The following is an 18,972-nucleotide window of genomic DNA, read 5'->3' on the forward strand; positions in this document are numbered from 1 at the left end:
CAATTAAATTACCCAGCTAAGATTTTTTAAACTGTACATTTAATAAAAAAACTAGGGGGAAATAAATAATGACACTTAAGAAAAAAGTATTTGGACTTGGCGCAGTTGCTCTATTGACTGTTGGCCTTGCTGCATGTGGTAGCGATAAAGAGAATGACACAGACGAAGGTACTGCGGATACTACAACTAAGGAATCGATTGGTGAAACAGTCGACTACAAAATTACAGGTATCGATCCAGGTGCAGGTATTATGGAAGCGACAGATAGAGCAATAAACGACTATGCTCTAGAAGACTGGACGGTAGTAACCGGTTCTGGTGCAGCAATGACAGCAGCTTTGAAAAAAGCGTATGACAAAGAAGAGCCAATTATAGTGACAGGTTGGTCGCCACATTGGAAATTCGCAAAATATGATTTGAAATATCTAGAAGATCCTGAAGGTTCATATGGTGGAGCAGAGGAAATTCATACAATTGGTCGTCTTGGATTAGGAGATGACTTACCAGAAGCACATGCTATTCTTGAAAAATTCAATTGGGAACAAGAAGATATGGCTGAAGTAATGGTTGAAGCCATTGACGGTGCAAAGCCTGAAGTAGCAGCACAAAATTGGATTGATAAAAACGAAGAAAAAGTTTCAGCTTGGACAGAGGGCGTTGAAAAAGTAGACGGCGATAAAATTAAATTCGTTTATGTTGCTTGGGATAGTACTGTTGCAAGCACAAACGTAATGGCGCTTGTATTAGAAGATATGGGTTATGAAGTTGAAATGCTACAAGTAGAAGCAGGTCCTATGTGGACAGCAGTTGCCGATGGAAGTGCAGATGTACTTTTAGCAGGATGGTTGCCGATCACACATGCTACTTATGTAGAAAAATTTGAAGGTAAATTTGAAGATATTGGTACAAGTATGGTAGACGTTAAAATCGGTTTAGTAGTACCGACATATATGGATATCGATTCAATTGAAGACTTGAAATAATAAGTCTGATAGAATTTCACCCCAGTTTCCTTAGTGGAACTGGGGTGTTTTTTGGTTTTGGTTAGTTATACTCAAATAAAAACGATGGATTATAATCAATAAATCAATTAAATACCGGTGAAGCATTGATATTATTCTGTTTCAATTAGTACACAAGATAGAAAATATTCAAGACACCCTAGGACCTCTTACAATCAAGCATATATATTGTAATAATGATTTGCAACGCCTATAATCAAATCGTGTACGATGTATATTTAAATCTTTTAACTGTAAATGTCGAGGTCAAAATCTCTAGAAAATTAAAGGAGGAATTAGAATGGTATCCGTTTATGATTTTGAAGTAAAGAAACCAAATGGTGATACGCTGTCATTAAAAGAGTATGAAGGTAAACCTTTAGTCATTGTAAATACAGCGAGTAAATGCGGGTTAACTCCACAGTTTACCGGTTTGCAATCGCTATTTGAAACATACAAAGAGGATGGTCTAATGATTCTTGGATTTCCTTGCGATCAATTCAATGACCAGGAATTCGATAATATTGATGAAACTACGGAGTTTTGCCAATTGAATTATGGTGTAACATTCCCGATTATGGCTAAAATCAACGTTAATGGTGATGATGCAGATCCGTTGTTCAACCACCTGACTTCAGAGAAAAAAGGGATGCTCTCCAAGAAAGTTAAATGGAATTTCACAAAATTCCTAGTAGATCGTAACGGAAAAGTCGTTGAGCGCTACGCACCCCAAACAGCACCTGAAAAACTCGTGGAAGATATAGAAAAGTTATTATGATGAAAGACTTTCTGACGCTTGATAAACAGCTATGTTTCTCTGTTTATGAAACGGCGGGAGAATTTACTAAGTTGTATTCAAGCGTACTGAAGCCATTCGGGCTTACGTATCCGCAATACTTAGTCCTACTTGCTTTATGGGAACGTAATGGTATTACGATGAAAGAGCTAGGCGGGCAACTCGGCCTTGGTACAGGCACACTTACACCGATGATCTCCCGTATGCAAAGAGATGGCTGGCTCAGTAAAGCTCGTTCGACAGACGACGAACGGAAAGTATATGTCTCTCTTGAAGAGAAGGCATATCAGGAACAAAGCAATATCACGCAGCGAGTCACTGAAGAGATTCAACTGTGCAATATCAGCTTAACTGAATACAATGAGCTGATGACGAATTTGAATGAACTGCATAGGAAATTAAAAGAGCGGGCGAAACCCACTGATATTAAAATATAGAGCACAAACGAGCAGAGACCTAGTTAATGGGTCTCTGCTTTTATTTGGCCACTAATCGTTGCATTTCTTAAACAATTAGCAAGTTTGTCATTATCAATTTGATATCTCTCAAAAAAAATTAGTAGATAGGTGACCACAAAGAATTTTCTTTTTATTCGTTTAAAGATAGTCTATTCCTATATAATGAAGATAAAGAAATTAAATCATTTTATAAAAGGAAGATAAAACGATAGTTATTCAAAGATTTTAGAAGTGGATTATGAATATATCGATTGAATCGTAAAATCTAAAGTAATGAGAACTGATTAGAACAATCTCTATTTTAAAGGGTATAAGAAGCATATGTTTAAAGAGTAAATTATAGTGTCTGATCATCACACGATATAGGGGGAATTACAATTCATAAAATAGTGTTTAAGTTATTTTCAATACTCACATTGATTGCAGTGATAGTCGGCATTAATAGTTCAAACGGGAAGACTGCTTCACCCGAAGATTCGATTACAATTCTTTTCTCTCATGATTTACATGATAATTTTCTACCATTTGAAATTCGTAAAGGTCAAGAAAGATTTACAGTCGGCGGTTATGCACGCTTATACAGTACCATTAAAAAACAAAGAGAAATTGACCCTGATGCATTATTAGTAGATGCTGGAGATTTTGCCATGGGTACCTTATTTCAAACAATCTATGCCTCACATGCGCCTAGTCTTAGATTAATGGGTTTAATGGGATATGATGCTACAACTCTAGGGAATCATGAGTTTGACTTTAGAGCAGCGGGATTAGCAGCAAGTTTACGAACTGCAAAAGAAAGTGGCGATAAATTGCCTACTATAGTTGCCTCGAACACTGTTTTTCCGAAAGATGAAGATGGTGAAATACCTGTTGACTTACAAGATTTAAAAGAGGCAATGGAAGAGTATGAAGTGAAGGATTATCATATTTTGGAACGAAAAGGTATAAAAATAGGCATCATTGGTTTAATGGGTGAAGAAGCAGATGGCAATGCTCCTATGGCTGGGGTAACATTTGGCGATATTATTGAATGCGCTAAATCAACAGTGGCTACATTGAAGAATGATGAAAAAGTGGACCTTATCGTTGCTGTTTCCCATTCTGGTACATCCGATGAAAAATCCAAATCAGAAGACGAACTAATGGCAAAAAGTGTACCCGATATTGATGTCATTATTAGTGGGCACAGCCACACATTGTTAGAACAACCTATTTTAGTAGGGAATACGATTATAGGATCTGTAGGAGAATACGGCGAAAATTTAGGAGTTCTAAATATTTCACAAGATGATAATGGGAAATGGAAATTAAATAACTATGAATTAGTATTAATAGATGATGCCGTGGCTGCAGATCCTACGATTTCTGATTTAATTGATGAGTATAAAGAAATCGTACAGGAGAACTACCTAAATAATTTTGAAATGGGATTTGACGAAGTTCTTGCATACTCACCATTCGATTTTACAGCTTTTTCGGATTTAGGCGCTGAGCAGAAGGAAGAGCCAATAGGGAATTTAATTGGAGATTCTTTTATATATACGATTAAAGAACTTGAAGGCAACGAATACGAACCAATCGCTGCCGCAGTTATGCCATATGGGACTATCCGGGATACCTTTAGCAAAGGAAATATAACTGTTTCAAATGTTTTTAATGTCAATTCATTAGGAATAGGACCGGATGAGATTTCAGGGTATCCTTTATTAAATATTTATTTGACAGGTAAAGAATTGAAGACCATTGCTGAAGTTGACGCATCTGTTCAACCAATCATGAATGAGGTGCAGTTGTATGTAGCGGGTTTAAGTTATACTTTTAATACAAGAAGATTTATTTTCAACAAAGTAACAGATGTAAGTTTGCAAGACTTCGATGGTAAAAAAGAAGAGATTGACGACGAAAAACTTTACCGAGTTGTTGCAGGATTGTACTCCGCTCAAATGCTCCCTTATGTAAATGAAAAATCTTTTGGGATTCTGTCGGTCGTTCCGAAGACTAAAGAAGGTACACCTGTTACAAATTTTGAGGAACAAATCATTTATATGAATGGCGATCAAGAAGTGAAAGAATGGTATGCCATGGCAAACTACTTTAAGTCATTTGATAAAGTAAATGGTGTTCCACAGGTTCCAGTTTATTACAAAGTAATGCAAAACAGAAAAATTGTGGAAGAGAATTCGAATATTGTTGCAATACTTAAGAACCCTAATCAATTTATAGTTACTATTTATGCAATCGCCCTTACCTTACTGATAATAGTAGTCTTACTTATAACGTTCATAGTAAAACGAAGAAAACGTAAAAACAGAATTCGCGTACCTAAGAATCTTTTGACTTAAACATTGTTTAAAAATAACCTACTACTCACAAGGATATATGAGTAGTAGGTTATTTATTTCTAATTCCCTAGTTTCTTAAGAATGATTGCCATTGTGCCAGGGTTTTTAAATACTATCCAGAATCCCATTGTATGACGTGAAAACAGTTATGGCTAACAAAGCACTACTTCTTAGCCAGTTTAGCGGGAACAATTTCACCATCTTTATCTTTAAGGAACATGTAAAGTGATGCACCAAAAATGATTGCATATCCTAAGATACTATAGATGTCAGGTACTTGACTTAGAAAAGTAAAGCCAAGCAAAGCTGTGAATACGACTGTGAAATAATTAAACACTGAAATTTCATTTGGAGGCGCTAACTTATAGGCGAGTGTAATACCTAATTGACCAACTGTTGCAAACACTCCGCCGAGAAGCAAGTATACTGTTTGTTGAAGTGTCATAGGTTCATATATATAAATTACAAATGGCAAAAGAATGACCGTAGTAAAACCTGAAAAGTAAAAGACGATTGTATAAAACTGTTCTCTACCGCCAAGTGCCCTCAGTACAGTGTAAGCTGCACCAGCGAAAACTGCTGACAAAATACCCGCAGCATACGGAACGACATCTAGTGAAAATGATGGTTTGATAATAAAGAGCATTCCAACGAAGGCTATGACAATGCTGTATAGTTGAAATCGTTTAACATGCTCTTTCAGAAAAACAGCAGCAAATAGAATGGTGAAAAATGGACTCATTTTGTTAAGCATATCCGCATCTGCGATAACGAGATTATCAATTGCATAAAACAGTAACACAATACCGATTCCACCAAGAACTGAACGGAGCAGCAACAACGGTTGATTTTCACGTTTGCCAAATAACCGTTGTTTAAAATAAATGACGAGAAAAAATGTGATAATCATTGTTACGCCATTTCTGAAAATGGTCTTTTGTAGTGTAGGTACGTCACCTGAAAGCTTAACAAATAATGTCATAAGCGAAAAACCGAATGCTGATAAAATGATTAATAATATACCTTTATTTCGATTCGTCATAAAATCCTCCGGTTCAATTTGAATGCCTTAACCGGCTATTCATAGTATTGGGATATAAAGTTAGACCTGTACAATTTAAGAATCATCATCTAATAAATTTGAATTGGCAGCTGATATGACAATTGAATTCGCTATCAATTGGCTAGTACATGATCTAAAAACTTTTGAACGTGTTGCTCAAATTCAATTGTCTTATTGTCATAGGATTTAGTATGCCCTGCATCGGGAACAATCCACATCTCTTTCTCGCCACCCGCGGCTTCGTAGATTTGTTCTGCCATAATGGTGGGAACAAGGTCATCCGCATCCCCATGTATAATGAATAAGGGAAGTGTGTTTTTTTGTACTTGATCGACTACGGAAGCTTCTCCGAAGGTATATCCAACTCTTAAGTTTGTAATGATACTTGTAACATTTAATAGAGGAAATGCTGGTAAATTATAGATGTGCTTCAATTGATGCGCAAGTTCTTCTTTAACACTGCTGTATGAACTATCTGCAATAATACCTTTTACTTCATTAGGAAGTTCTTCACCACTCGTCATAAGAACTGTAGCGGCTCCCATTGAATTACCATGTAGAATTATTTGCTGATTACCGTATGTAGTTAAAAAGTCAATCCAATTTAAATAATCTAGACGGTCATGCCAGCCAAAACCGATATAATCACCTCCGCTATCTCCGTGACCACGTGCATCAGGCAATAATATATCAAAGCCTTGATCATAATAGAACTTGGCGAATTTCCCCATATCCTCACCAGTATTACGGAAACCGTGTGCAAGGATTACTGCTTTATTCTTCGGAATTTCTTGAGCAATAAACTGTGCTTTCACTTCAATTCCTTCGTCTGTTTCAAAGTTCACAATTTCTGGATGTTGTAGATTGAACCAATCTTTAGCATTTTGTAGATGAAGTTGATCATCTTCACTTGCCAGTGCATTTGTTGACGCGGATTCTGAATGTAAGACAACATCTGTACCTCTTTGCACAGCTTGGGAATAAAAATAATCTCCCGCAAATAGGAGGGCAACCGTTATCAATACAATTAAAATACTTGCCGTTAGTTTAATCTTTCTTTTCATTCGAAAACCCCTTTTTGATAAACCTTTATTCTACTGTCTTTAGTATACGTATAAACCTTCTAGCTTTCTATTAAAGTACTTCTTAAGCTTCTTTATTCCTATGTCAAAGAACTCACTGCAAAATGGTGCTTTTGTTCGAATTGTTAAGGAATCTTTTTACCTTATACACTATAATAGATATATACTATATAAATTGGATGAGAGGTATCAATCCCTCTTTAGAATTCTTCAATTGGAATGGGTTGAAATCGATGGCAGTATCTACTATACCTTCATTCACGCTTTTTTCAACAGTCCATTTTGTGTCACTTGGGACACTTTTACTCTTGATTATTTCAGTGTTTATCTTCAGAAAAGATTGTGGAATTCAACCAAAACAAAGACGGTTGTTTGAACGTTTTTTTGCACTATCTTTAGTGATAATGGAAATCCTATATCATGTTTGGATGATAAATACCGGGAGATGGAATTTAAGTAATTCACTACCGCTTGAATTATGCAGTATTAGCTTGGTTTTTACGATACTTTTACTTTGGACTGGTAATCGAAAATTAATTGATTTCGTATTTTTTGCCGGAATAGGAGGCGCCTTACAAGCGGTTATTACACCTGTTTTAGATGTCGGTTTTCCACACTTCAGATATCTCCATTTCTTTTATACGCATACAGGAATTATATTGACGACCTTTTACTTTCTTTGGATGAAAGAATACAGACCAACATTCAAAGGAGTTATCAAAACGATGGTTTTTTTAAATGTGCTATTACCGTTAGTAGTCGGAATGAATTTATTAGTCGACGGAAATTACATGTTTTTGAAAAACAAACCAGGTAGTAATAGCTTGTTGGATTTCTTAGGCCCACATCCCTGGTATATCTTATCACTTGAAGGCATTGCGTTTAGTATGTTTATCGTTTTATGGCTATTATTCAGGGGATCTCAAAGAACTCATAACGCCTGAAATTTCTTTAAATATAAAACCGAGCAAACTTCAGTCAGAAGTTTGCTCGGTTTTGATTTTATTAAGTTTTTAGTTCGGATTCTTTCGATTGAATGGTGTTCTATTATTTTCCTAACCGGTAAAATCTCCATAATGAGATCAAGAAAACAACACTAGAACCAATCATCAACTCACTGTAATCATCTATGAAACCATAAACCAAGGTCGTGAATGCACTTAGTGAAATAACCCCGGCGAATAAACGGTTTTGTAGTTTAACACGAAACCGACGTTCCTCTATATCACGCTGTTTTAAATAGTGATGAATTTCCTCAGGCGCCTCTAAAAACTTTGAGAGTTTGGGAGCGAAGCTACGTATTTGACCAATGTTTTGCAGCAGCATTTGTTTAAGTTCTTTTTTATTTGTGAATGGATTCTTGGCACGGCTGTGCTGTTTTGCCCATTCAGTGATTCTAGGACGCGCAATGATAAGCAAATCAATCTCAGGATCTAATACATGAAGTACTCCTACAAAAACAGAAACGGCTCGCCCTAAAAATGCAAAATCAGCCGGCAATTGGACAGGTTGAGTTCGAACGATTGTCTTTAGGTCATTCAGAAGATTATCTACTACAAAGCCGTTCATATCTTGTAAATCATTGGACTCGTAGGCTTTTACTACACGTTCAATTGCGCTGGCTAAAACAGGTCGATTCGCATTAGGAAGTAAGAAATTCAACGTTTCAAGTCCATCTAACACGCGATCATATTGCTTGAACAAGATGCCTTCCACAATAATGAATATAGCATCAGCGTCTTTAGATGTAATATTTACGACCATCCCGAAGTCAATCAAGACCAATGTGCCATCTGGTCGTATTAATAAATTACCGCCGTGGGGATCTGCATGAAACTGTCCTCCTTCGAGGATTTGTTCCAAAAATAAATGGAAGAGGCGAACAGATAATTCTTTCCGATCAATATGATGCTCCTTTAAAAATTGAAGGTCTGTGATTTTGGAACCTTCAATCCATTCCATAACCAATACCTTGCGAGTCGAAAATTGTTTATAGTATACAGGGAAATGCACACCATCTAAACTTGGAAATCGTTCTGAGAAACCTTGTCCATTTTTCATTTCTTGTATGAAATTCAGTTCCGCACCAATTACGTCGGTCATTTCTACGTATAATAAATCCAAATCAACTTGTTTACCTAATGAAGAAAAGCGTTTTGCAAGCCAAATGACGATTCGGATTGCTTTGAAATCCGCCCGCAAAATCCACTCAATATCTGGCCGTTGTATTTTAATGGCGACAGGAGAACCATCATGCAAGAACGCTTTGTAAACCTCTCCAATGGATGCAGATGCAATCGGTTCTGGTGATATGTTGGTGACATACTCTTGATGCGGTCTTTCCCATTCCTCATCCAGTAAACGTAATGCTTCCTCGGTAGGGACGGGTGTAACATGATCTGTTAAACCTTCTAATTCTTCAATGAAAGAAATTGGCATTATGTCTGCTCGGGTAGAAAGGAATTGTCCCAATTTTACCATTAATCCGCCCAGTTCTAGAGCGGTACGTTTGTATATTTTTGCTTGATTGGTCACTAGCTTATCCCACTTTACTGTTACAGCAGGAGTGAATTTGCCACGATGACGACGCTGGAATAACGCTACTTGAATGAAAAACACAACCGACATCCAGACACTTCGGATGATTCGATAATTTGCGGAACGTTTCATAAATAACACTTCTCCCTGTAGAAAATAAAGTATATTAGTTCGGTTTCATCTCTTTCAGACCATACTTCATTGCAGCTACAGCACTTATTCCATTCAAGATTATAGCTATAGCTAATAATAACCACTTAAACTTTTCAGGAAGGTCGAGAAAGATTGCCAAAACTAAAAATGTACAACCAATTACTAACATTAATAAATATATGAATAACTTCTTAAACAATGCTCGTTCACCCCTATTAGTTTCTACCCTTATTCTAGCATGAAAAACCATATGAACTTAGCGTTAAGCTATTGTTTCTTCCCACTATCCATTGTGTTACCAGAACTAGAACGAACAAATAGAGTGACAGGAATACTCAGATAGAAATTTTCTTTGAATATGGGCAGACTATTCGAAAAGGGGAGTGGATTAGCAAGATGAAAAACAAGATGATTAAAGAATATACTCGAATCCAAAATGGTTTGTTTGCAAAGGTCAGCTTAGAAAACAATTTTAAAATGGAAGAAATCCTACGAATTGCTGGAGTTGATATTGCGTATTGGGAGGAAAAGGGCTTTCATTATGGGACCTGTTGTATCGTTGTAATTAATTTTAGAACTAAAATAGTGATTGAACAATCAACTAGTAATGGGGAAATTACAGTTCCTTATATTCCTGGTTTTCTTGCATTTCGCGAATTACCTTTAGTAATGGAAGCTGTTGAAAAGTTAACTATGGACCCTGATCTATATATGTTTGATGGAAATGGTTATTTACACTATCGACATATGGGACTTGCAACACACGCATCATTTTATTTAAACAAACCAACAATCGGTGTGGCTAAAAACTATCTTAAAATTGAAAACACACCTTTTGTGATGCCAGAAAATGAAACTGGAGCTTTTACAGATATTCGTATTGGACAGGAGATTTATGGAAGAGTTCTTCGAACAGCAAAAGATGTGAAACCAATATTTGTGTCCAGCGGAAATTGGATAGATTTAGCTACAAGTACTGAAGTAGTGATGGCTTGTATAAATGAGAATAGTCGCCTACCGATTCCGGTAAGATTAGCGGATATAGAAACACGTTTGGCAAGAAGAAACTTAATATCAAAATGAAATTGCATTGTATTGAAGAAATTAATGATAAGTTCGTTTCTATTCCTAATTTAATATTGAATTGTATCTTAGCAATCAAGCTCTTTTTAAAGGGTATAGTAATACTCTAATATTAAATGAATTATTTTCATTGACAATATACTAGTGGGGGTATATATTGAATGAAGAACGAACTAACAATAGCAAGAATGTAGTTTGTAGATAAGATCATTTATATTTTTTTAGCGAATATAATACCTGCATGGGTATATGCGAGGGGATAGTAAATTGGAAACGAAAAGAACAACAATAGTATTATTTAGTGGGGATTATGATAAGGCGATGGCAGCTTATATAATCGCAAATGGAGCAGCGGCCTATGATCATGAGGTTACGATATTTCATACATTTTGGGGTATTAATGCACTTCGAAAACAAGGTTTTGTACCAGTAAAGAAAGGTTATTTAGAAAAAATGTTTGGATGGATGATGCCACGTGGAGCTGAAAAATTAGGACTCTCAAAAATGCAAATGGCAGGTATGGGACCTAAGATGATTAAACATGTTATGAAAAAGCATAATGCATTAACATTAACGCAACTAATTGAAATGGCACAGGAACAAGAAATAAAAATGGTGTCTTGTACGATGACGATGGATCTTCTTGGATTACAACAAGATGAGTTATTGGATGGTATAGAATATGCGGGGGTCGCTGCGTATTTAGCAGATGCACAAGATGGTAATGTGAATTTATTCATATAAAAAGGATTTATCGATAATCTGAAATTATCGCAAATTGAAAGGATGAGAGAGATGAAAGAAATTACAGTTCAAGAAGTTGTAGAAAAAATGGAGAATAATGAAGTATTAAACATGATTGACGTACGTGAAGTAGAAGAGGTTCGCGGAGGGCATATAGATGGAATCGTCAATATTCCCCTAGGTTTACTTGAATTTCGTATGAATGAACTAGATAAAAAGAAAGAATACATCATGATTTGTCGTTCAGGTGGACGCAGTGGTCAAGCGACAGCTTTTTTACAAGAATGGGGCTTTGATGTTACAAACATGACAGGCGGAATGATGGCTTGGGAAGAAGAGCAAAACAAGTAATTAAAGTATATCTTTTATGGTATAAGGGGGATTTCAAATGGCGATTAAAGCAGATGTAATACTAGATGCACAGGGATTAGCATGTCCAATGCCTATCGTAAAAACCAAAAAAGTTATGAACACACTCACGGATGGACAAATTTTAGAGGTAATTGCTACTGACAAAGGATCTAAAGCAGATTTGGCAGCATGGTCTGAATCTGTTGGGCATCAATATATAGGAACAATTGAAAAAGACGATGTGTTAACGCATTATATCCGTAAATGTTCAGATGATGAATTATTTGAAAAGGTATTTGAAAAAACAATTTCAAATGATGAAATCCTTTCGCTATCAAATAATGGAGGCCTCATTTTAGATGTAAGAGAAGAAGCCGAATTTGCATTTGGTCATATAGACGGAGCAAAATCGATTCCAATGGGTGAACTAGATGCCCGCTTAAATGAGTTAGACAAAGATCAAGAAGTGTATGTAATTTGTCGTACTGGAAAACGTAGTGATTTAGCTGCCAAAAAGTTAGAGAATAACGGTTTTGTTAACGTATATAATGTTTTACCTGGAATGACAAGTTGGTCAGGAGAATTGGTAAAGCAATTCTAAAAATAAAAACACATAGTGAGAGGCTGTATGTATTCTTTCGCTATAAAAAATAAAATTAATACCATAAGGGGGAATGAAGAGTGCCAATAATAAAATGGACAGCAAAAGATGTAGCTCGAAGAGTAATTGAAAATAAAGAGCTATTCATTTTAGATGTACGAAATAAAGATGCATTTAGTGACTGGAAAATTGAGGGACATAAATTTGAACACTTAAATATTCCCTATTTTGATTTATTAGATGGAGTAGAAGAAATTCTTTCAGATATTCCTACCGATAAAGATGTACTCGTTGTGTGTGCAAAAGAAGGATCTTCTATTATGATTGCGGAAATGTTAGCGGATGAAGGACGCCCAGCGGGATACTTATCTGGAGGTATGAAGTCTTGGAGTACGTATCTAGAACCTGTTAAAGTAGGCGATTTAGCAAATGGTGGTGAGCTTTTTCAATTTGTACGTTTAGGTAAAGGTTGTCTTTCCTATATGGTTATCTCTGAAGGTGAGGCTGCTATTATCGATGCGGTTCGATTTACAGACGTATTTATAGATTTTGCATCTGCGAAAAATGTTGCAATTACTCATGTTTTTGACACACATTTACATGCAGATCATATTTCGGGTGGTCGACATATCGCTGAGTTGACTGGTGCAACATATTATTTACCTCCTAAAGATGCGGAAGAAGTTGTTTTCGACTTTGCTCCACTTGAAGATGGTTTAAAGATACCAATTGGAACATCTAATATTGATATTGATGCATTGTATTCTCCAGGCCACACAATAGGTTCAACTTCATTCATTATTGATGGAAGATACTTATTAACTGGTGATATTCTATTCATCGATTCGATTGGTCGTCCTGATTTGGCAGGACTTGCAGAGGACTGGGTAGTTGATTTACGTAAAACTTTATACAGTCGTTATCGTGATTTAGCGGATGATTTAGTCGTTTTACCAGCACACTTCATGATTATTGAAGAACTGAATGCTGACGGAACAGTAGCTAAACGCTTGGGTAATCTATTTGCTGATAATCACGGATTAAATATTCAGGACGAAGAAGTATTCCGTAGCTTGGTTACAGATGATTTACCACCACAACCAAATGCTTATCAAGAAATTCGTCAGGTAAATATGGGAAGAATTACACCAGATAACGATGAACAAACAGAGATGGAAATTGGCCCGAATAGATGCAGCGTTCGGTAATGAAATCTTAGAATATTGAGCACTTAATTAATAATACTAACTTATGAAATGGAGATATTATAATGAATTCAACTAACATATTAGATGCGAAAGGGTTGGCGTGTCCAATGCCAATCGTTCGTACAAAGAAAGCTATCAATGCACTTGAAACAGGTGAAGTATTAGAAGTGCATGTAACTGACAAAGGTGCCACTGTAGATTTTCCAGCATGGGCAAATGCAAGTGGACATGAAATTCTAGAGCAAACTGATGATGCAGGGATACTTAAGATACTTATCAAAAAAGGATAATCGATTTGGCTAGTAAATAAACATCGAAATTAGTCATCTCGAGTAGGAAGAAGGAAGACATATGGATCTAACCTTTATCATCGTCATATTTTTAATTGGATTTATCGGCTCCTTTATATCTGGAATGTTAGGTGTCGGTGGTTCAATTATTAAATACCCTATGTTACTATATATCCCTCCCTTATTAGGGGTAGCTGCATTTACAGCACATGAAGTATCTGGAATTAGTGCTGTCCAAGTATTATTTGCTTCTCTAGCAGGTGTCTGGGCTTACCGAAAAGGCGGCTATTTACACAAACCACTTATTATTTATATGGGAGCTTCAATTTTAGTCGGAAGCTTTATTGGTAGTCTAGGTTCTTCTTTTTTATCAGAAACGGCAATAAATGTTGTGTATGGTGCATTGGCAACTATTGCAGCAATTATGATGTTTTTACCGAAAAAGCAAATTGACGATAAACTTATGCACGAAGTAACATTTAACAAGCCCTTAGCAGCTATTTTAGCGCTAATTGTAGGAATTGGCTCAGGCATTGTCGGTGCTGCAGGTGGTTTTATACTTGTACCTATTATGCTAGTCGTCCTAAAAATCCCAACTCGTATGACAATCGCATCGAGTCTAGCAGTGACATTTATATCTTCAATTGGAGGAAGTGTAGGGAAAGTCATGACTGGGCAAGTAGATTACTGGCCAGCTTTCATCATGATTATCGCAAGCGTTATTGCGGCTCCATTAGGTGCAAAAGTAGGGAAAACGATAAATACAAAAATTTTGCAAGGATTTTTAGCTGTTCTAATTTTACTAACGGCTATTAAGATTTGGGTAGACCTGCTATAATTCGTTGTAAATACTGTTGATTTTTTGTTAGCTCATTTCATCTAAGGTTCTATAAGTGTTACGTTAAAGCATTGTCATACGACAATGCTTTTTTGAGTATCTTATAAACGTCATCCACAATCAAATTAAAACTTAAAGTTTTCTAAATTATTTTAATTACTCAAATAATTAAGATAGAACTAATTGGCATACTCAATTTTATGAACTTTATGTTGACAGCAGAAAACTAGATTCGCTATAGTTAACTATGACGACGATAGAGTCCGTGCAAAAAGGGAGTGTTATGTGCACGTTAAAATCAGGAAAATAGTTGAAGCGCCAGCGCCAAAGAAATCACACAGTATTTTTGGCAGACGAGGTGGAGGTTTATCGAACATTCGGCGGATGCCTCCTGATCGCAGATATCCGATCAAATGCAGTTCCTAAAACACGGAGGTAACTCGGTGACATAAAAGGGATGTAGCAGATATCAAAATTCACGGTTAGTCCAGTGCAGAACTGCCTGAACGACCTATACAGTTCTGTTACCGGACTGCCAGACCGGAGGAACAAAATCATGTGCGGAATTGTAGGATATATCGGAAGAAATCAAGCAGCAGAGATATTATTGAAAGGGCTGGAAAAGCTTGAATATAGAGGATATGACTCCGCGGGGATTGCTTTTCAAACCTCGGAAGGTCTTACCATGTTCAAGGAAAAAGGACGAATTGTGGATTTAAGAGCCGTCATACCTGAAAAAATTGACACATATGTTGGAATCGGGCATACACGTTGGGCGACACATGGTGTTCCAGATCAGAAAAATTCACATCCACATAGTAGTGCATCTGGCCGCTTTACACTTGTCCATAACGGTGTTATTGAAAACTATGAAAAACTAATTAAAGAATACTTGAAAGATACCCAGTTTTCTTCTGAGACAGACACTGAAGTTGTTGTCCAACTCATCGAGCACTTTGCGGAGATTGGGATGTCCACAGAGGATGCCTTTCGTAAAGCATTATCATTGCTCCATGGTTCGTATGCAATTGCTATGTTAGACGAGGAAAATCCGGACACCATATTTGTAGCGAAGAATCGCAGTCCCTTGCTTGTAGGGATCAGTGAGGATTGTAACGTAGTCGCATCTGACGCTATGGCAATGCTTCAAGTAACCGATCAATTCATTGAACTACATGACGGGGAAGTTGTCTATCTTAGAAAAGACGGCATAATTATCGAAACTTTAGCAGGAGATAAAATCGAGCGTGCTTCGTATACTGCTGAACTTGATATGAGTGATATTGAAAAAGGAACCTATGACCATTATATGTTGAAAGAAATTGATGAGCAGCCAGGTGTCCTGCGTAAAATAATCGAAGCTTATAGTACAGAAGAAGGTACCTTAGATATCGCTCCAATGATCAAGCAGGCGTTCAAACAAGCAGATCGTCTTTATATTATTGCTGCTGGCACGAGTTACCATGCAAGTTTGATTGGAAAAGAATACTTTGAAAAACTAGCGGGATTACCAGTAGAAGTTCATATTTCTAGCGAGTTCGGCTATAATATACCTCTTCTTTCAAAGAATCCATTGTTTTTATTCATCACTCAGTCCGGGGAAACGGCGGATAGTCGACAAGTACTTGTTAAAATAAAAGCACTTGGATATCCATCGATTACGATGACCAACGTTCCAGGATCCACGCTATCTCGCGAAGCAGACCATACATTATTGTTGTATGCGGGACCAGAAATTGCAGTTGCGTCGACTAAAGCGTACACCGCCCAACTTGCAGTACTTGCAATTACAGCCCATGCAATAGGTGGAGGCGCACAAATGATAGACTTGAAAAAGGAACTCGCACTTACAGCAAATGCAATTCAAACGTTGACAGATATGAAAGAAGAGATTGCAAAAATAGCTAGAGAGCTATTAACCGATAAACGTAACGCCTTCTTTATTGGTCGTGCTCTCGATTATTATGTGAGTTTAGAAGGAGCATTAAAACTGAAAGAAATTTCCTATATTCAAGCAGAGGGTTTTGCAGGTGGGGAACTAAAACATGGAACGATTGCATTGATTGAAGAGGGTACACCCGTTATCGCACTCGCGACACAACCGAGTGTAAGTCCGAATATTCGAAGTAATGTGAAAGAGGTCCTGGCTCGCGGAGCACATGCCTGTATCATATCGATGGAAGGCAATAGCGAAACGGATGATCGACTCATCTTGCCTTATGTGCATCCACTTTTGACGCCACTTGTGGCTGTTATTCCCTTACAGCTGCTGAGCTATTATGAATCATTGCACCGAGGTTGTGACGTAGATAAGCCCAGAAATTTAGCGAAGAGTGTTACGGTGGAGTAATAAATCTACTTGAATAATATATCTTTGCTTTTCCCTCTTTGGATATAATTATCCAAAGAGGGTTTTATGCGTAACTTAATTAAATGACTTTTAGGTATTTGAAAACATAAACAAAAGTATAACAAAGCTTTACCTATATTTAACCTTAGATTGATATATTCAATATAAGATTAAATATAGAGAGGAAGAAATTTATTAATCGATACGTGTTTAGGCAAGGTTCGGCTGTTTCAATTCTCATACCGATTATAGTCGCTGGGATTTTTTTATATTCTTTATTGTCGAATGGTATTTTTACTCCTGCACTATTTATAGTTGTTCTATTTCCCGTCCCTTTCATTCTAAGCGCTTTAAGAACGAAACTAGTGATAGAGAATGATCTACTACGTTATCAAAAAGTATTTAGTGCAAAAGAGGTTTCATTAAAAGAGGTCTCTCAAATTGCAACAAACGTTGTTGGAATAAAGATCTCAAAAAGATTTACTCTTATTTCAGAGGGAGATCAGAACAGTGATTCCAGCGATTCAAAAAGATATATTTATGTAAGGGACAGAGCGGGGGAAACTATCTTTACTTTTCCTGAGGATTTGATACGTATGAAAGAACGGGCTCGATTTGCTGAACTTGTAACGAATATAAATCCAGACATTAAAGTATTTAATAATAAGATATACTTAGACAAGTGATTTTTGTGTAAAGCTGAGAAACAGAATAATTAATTTTAAAAATAGAAATCCAACAAAATAATCAATTTGTTGGATTTCTATTTTTGTTATAACTAAATTTGCGATATGGACTTGTATGCTTAAAGTAATTACTGCAACATTAGGATGACGAGTAGAATGAACATCAGAATATTTACATATAACATTAAGTTGTTTATTGGATTCTTCCGGTAATTTGTTGCGACTGTGCTTTTTTGTTTGTTTTTTGAGTAGATAGTGAAAGCGAAATTGCTGCACAGACAAAAGCGATAATGACAATGAAGCCACCAACTATCGGCATACTTGTAACACTACCTGTTTGGCTAAATGCGACTCCACCGACACCTGAACCTAATGCGATTCCAACTTGTAAAGCGGAATTATTAAAACTTTGATGAATATCAGATGAAGCCGGATCGGTTTGAATAATGTAATCTTGCTGTGCGGGTGCAAGTGCCCAACTGAGTGCTCCCCAAATCATCATAACAATAATAAATATTGGTAACGAAAATGTTGAGTAGGGTAATATAAACAAGCTAATTGAAAACAAGCCTAGGATGATTAAAATGCTTTTTTGAGAGCCTATTCTTGTTGCGAAACTACCACCGAGAGCACCACCGGCAACGGCAGCAATACCAAATAGGAAGTAAAATGCGCTAATCCAAGAAGAACTGAGGTTCATCGTTGTTTCAAGAAACGGTGTGAAATACGCATACACTGTATAATGTCCAGCCAACATGAACATTGTGGCTAAATGAGCAAAGACGATTTTAATATTGGCAAAGGATTTAAGTTGCTCTGAAAGTGGCTGTACTTTACCAACTGGAATTTTATCGAAAAACATACTAATTAATAGTATTGTACCTACAGTTAGAATTGCAATACAAAGGAAAACTGTTCTCCATCCGAATGCATTTGTAATAATAATTCCAATTGGTACACCGAGTACGAGTGATGAGCTGATTCCCATATAAATATACCCTAATGCTTTTGCTCGCTGATTTGGTTTTGCAATTCGAGCGGTAATTGTTAATGAAAGAACGATGATTAATGCAGCACTTACAGCAGTTAATACCCGAGCAGTCATCATCAACGCAAAAGTGGTACTAAAATATGTAAAGACATTGCCAAAGAAAAAAATTATTAATGTAATCAGATAGAGCTTCTTGCGTTCTATTTTGGCCGTGAGTGACAATAATACAGGTCCGGCAATGGCATAGACCAATGCAAAAACTGTAATGAGTTGACCAGCAGTTGCAATCGAGACTTGTAAATCTTCAGCAATCACTGGCAATATTCCACCTACGACCAATTCTACCAAACCTACTGTAATTGCAGAAATGGCTAATAAAAATACACGAATGTCCATA

At 36.6% G+C, this 18,972-nt stretch carries 19 protein-coding genes; 14 read left to right on the plus strand and 5 right to left on the minus strand.

All coding sequences use genetic code 11. The features are described from left to right. Window positions 1-68 precede the first annotated feature (68 nt). From ACFSFY_RS09185 to ACFSFY_RS09200, 4 genes are all read left to right on the plus strand, one after another. Window positions 69-983 (plus strand): glycine betaine ABC transporter substrate-binding protein, encoded by a 915-nt coding sequence (locus tag ACFSFY_RS09185; RefSeq protein WP_381537385.1) that lies wholly within the window; start codon window positions 69-71, stop codon window positions 981-983. A gap of 319 nt (window positions 984-1,302) precedes the next feature. Next, on the plus strand, window positions 1,303-1,779 hold the full coding sequence (locus tag ACFSFY_RS09190) for a glutathione peroxidase (RefSeq protein ID WP_381537386.1): 477 nt from the start codon (window positions 1,303-1,305) through the stop codon (window positions 1,777-1,779). Continuing rightward, on the plus strand, window positions 1,779-2,234 hold the full coding sequence (locus ACFSFY_RS09195) for a MarR family winged helix-turn-helix transcriptional regulator (protein ID WP_381537387.1): 456 nt from the start codon (window positions 1,779-1,781) through the stop codon (window positions 2,232-2,234). The genes ACFSFY_RS09190 and ACFSFY_RS09195 overlap by 1 nt, the downstream gene beginning before the upstream one ends. Before the next feature lie 410 nt (window positions 2,235-2,644). Beyond that, window positions 2,645-4,597, plus strand: a complete 1,953-nt coding sequence (locus ACFSFY_RS09200; protein ID WP_381537389.1) for a bifunctional metallophosphatase/5'-nucleotidase — start codon at window positions 2,645-2,647, stop codon at window positions 4,595-4,597. Window positions 4,598-4,760: 163 nt separating this feature from the next. Here ACFSFY_RS09200 and ACFSFY_RS09205 read toward each other — a convergent pair whose 3' ends face one another. Next, complete coding sequence (locus ACFSFY_RS09205; protein WP_381537391.1) at window positions 4,761-5,639, minus strand: DMT family transporter; 879 nt, start codon at window positions 5,637-5,639, stop codon at window positions 4,761-4,763. A gap of 134 nt (window positions 5,640-5,773) precedes the next feature. Further along, entirely contained in the window at window positions 5,774-6,724 is a 951-nt protein-coding gene (locus ACFSFY_RS09210) for an alpha/beta hydrolase (protein WP_381537393.1), read from the minus strand. Between the two features lie 251 nt (window positions 6,725-6,975). Here ACFSFY_RS09210 and ACFSFY_RS09215 point away from each other — a divergent pair, with 251 nt between their 5' ends. After that, window positions 6,976-7,686: a YwaF family protein gene (locus tag ACFSFY_RS09215; protein ID WP_381537395.1), complete on the plus strand. Its 711-nt coding sequence runs from the start codon at window positions 6,976-6,978 to the stop codon at window positions 7,684-7,686. Window positions 7,687-7,789: 103 nt separating this feature from the next. On the opposite strand, the gene ACFSFY_RS09220 is transcribed toward ACFSFY_RS09215, so the two are convergent. Together ACFSFY_RS09220 and ACFSFY_RS09225 are read right to left on the minus strand one after the other, a co-directional pair. Further along, window positions 7,790-9,412 (minus strand): ABC1 kinase family protein, encoded by a 1,623-nt coding sequence (locus ACFSFY_RS09220; RefSeq protein ID WP_381537397.1) that lies wholly within the window; start codon window positions 9,410-9,412, stop codon window positions 7,790-7,792. Between the two features lie 34 nt (window positions 9,413-9,446). Continuing rightward, window positions 9,447-9,632: a hypothetical protein gene (locus ACFSFY_RS09225; protein WP_381537398.1), complete on the minus strand. Its 186-nt coding sequence runs from the start codon at window positions 9,630-9,632 to the stop codon at window positions 9,447-9,449. A 197-nt stretch (window positions 9,633-9,829) separates the two neighbouring features. Here ACFSFY_RS09225 and ACFSFY_RS09230 point away from each other — a divergent pair, with 197 nt between their 5' ends. From ACFSFY_RS09230 to ACFSFY_RS09270, 9 genes are all read left to right on the plus strand, one after another. Further along, on the plus strand, window positions 9,830-10,516 hold the full coding sequence (locus ACFSFY_RS09230) for an endonuclease V (protein WP_381537400.1): 687 nt from the start codon (window positions 9,830-9,832) through the stop codon (window positions 10,514-10,516). 249 nt (window positions 10,517-10,765) lie between these two features. Next, window positions 10,766-11,260, plus strand: coding sequence for a DsrE/DsrF/DrsH-like family protein (locus ACFSFY_RS09235; RefSeq protein ID WP_381537402.1), 495 nt, complete (start codon window positions 10,766-10,768; stop codon window positions 11,258-11,260). Window positions 11,261-11,311: 51 nt separating this feature from the next. Continuing rightward, window positions 11,312-11,611 (plus strand): rhodanese-like domain-containing protein, encoded by a 300-nt coding sequence (locus tag ACFSFY_RS09240; RefSeq protein WP_381537404.1) that lies wholly within the window; start codon window positions 11,312-11,314, stop codon window positions 11,609-11,611. Window positions 11,612-11,648: 37 nt separating this feature from the next. Next, on the plus strand, window positions 11,649-12,212 hold the full coding sequence (locus tag ACFSFY_RS09245; RefSeq protein WP_381537406.1) for a sulfurtransferase TusA family protein: 564 nt from the start codon (window positions 11,649-11,651) through the stop codon (window positions 12,210-12,212). A gap of 80 nt (window positions 12,213-12,292) precedes the next feature. After that, window positions 12,293-13,420, plus strand: coding sequence for an MBL fold metallo-hydrolase (locus ACFSFY_RS09250; protein WP_381537408.1), 1,128 nt, complete (start codon window positions 12,293-12,295; stop codon window positions 13,418-13,420). Between the two features lie 62 nt (window positions 13,421-13,482). Then, on the plus strand, window positions 13,483-13,710 hold the full coding sequence (locus tag ACFSFY_RS09255; protein ID WP_381537410.1) for a sulfurtransferase TusA family protein: 228 nt from the start codon (window positions 13,483-13,485) through the stop codon (window positions 13,708-13,710). 61 nt (window positions 13,711-13,771) lie between these two features. Beyond that, on the plus strand, window positions 13,772-14,548 hold the full coding sequence (locus tag ACFSFY_RS09260; RefSeq protein ID WP_381537412.1) for a sulfite exporter TauE/SafE family protein: 777 nt from the start codon (window positions 13,772-13,774) through the stop codon (window positions 14,546-14,548). Window positions 14,549-15,104: 556 nt separating this feature from the next. Continuing rightward, window positions 15,105-16,898, plus strand: a complete 1,794-nt coding sequence (gene glmS / locus ACFSFY_RS09265; protein ID WP_381537414.1) for a glutamine--fructose-6-phosphate transaminase (isomerizing) — start codon at window positions 15,105-15,107, stop codon at window positions 16,896-16,898. 365 nt (window positions 16,899-17,263) lie between these two features. After that, on the plus strand, window positions 17,264-17,584 hold the full coding sequence (locus ACFSFY_RS09270) for a hypothetical protein (protein ID WP_381537416.1): 321 nt from the start codon (window positions 17,264-17,266) through the stop codon (window positions 17,582-17,584). A gap of 193 nt (window positions 17,585-17,777) precedes the next feature. Here ACFSFY_RS09270 and ACFSFY_RS09275 read toward each other — a convergent pair whose 3' ends face one another. Beyond that, the gene (locus tag ACFSFY_RS09275) at window positions 17,778-18,971 is read right to left on the minus strand and encodes an MFS transporter (RefSeq protein ID WP_381537418.1); all 1,194 of its coding nucleotides are present in this window, start codon (window positions 18,969-18,971) and stop codon (window positions 17,778-17,780) included. Window position 18,972 lies beyond the last annotated feature (1 nt).

The organism is Sporosarcina siberiensis, assembly GCF_042681925.1.
GTDB lineage: Bacteria > Bacillota > Bacilli > Bacillales_A > Planococcaceae > Sporosarcina > Sporosarcina siberiensis.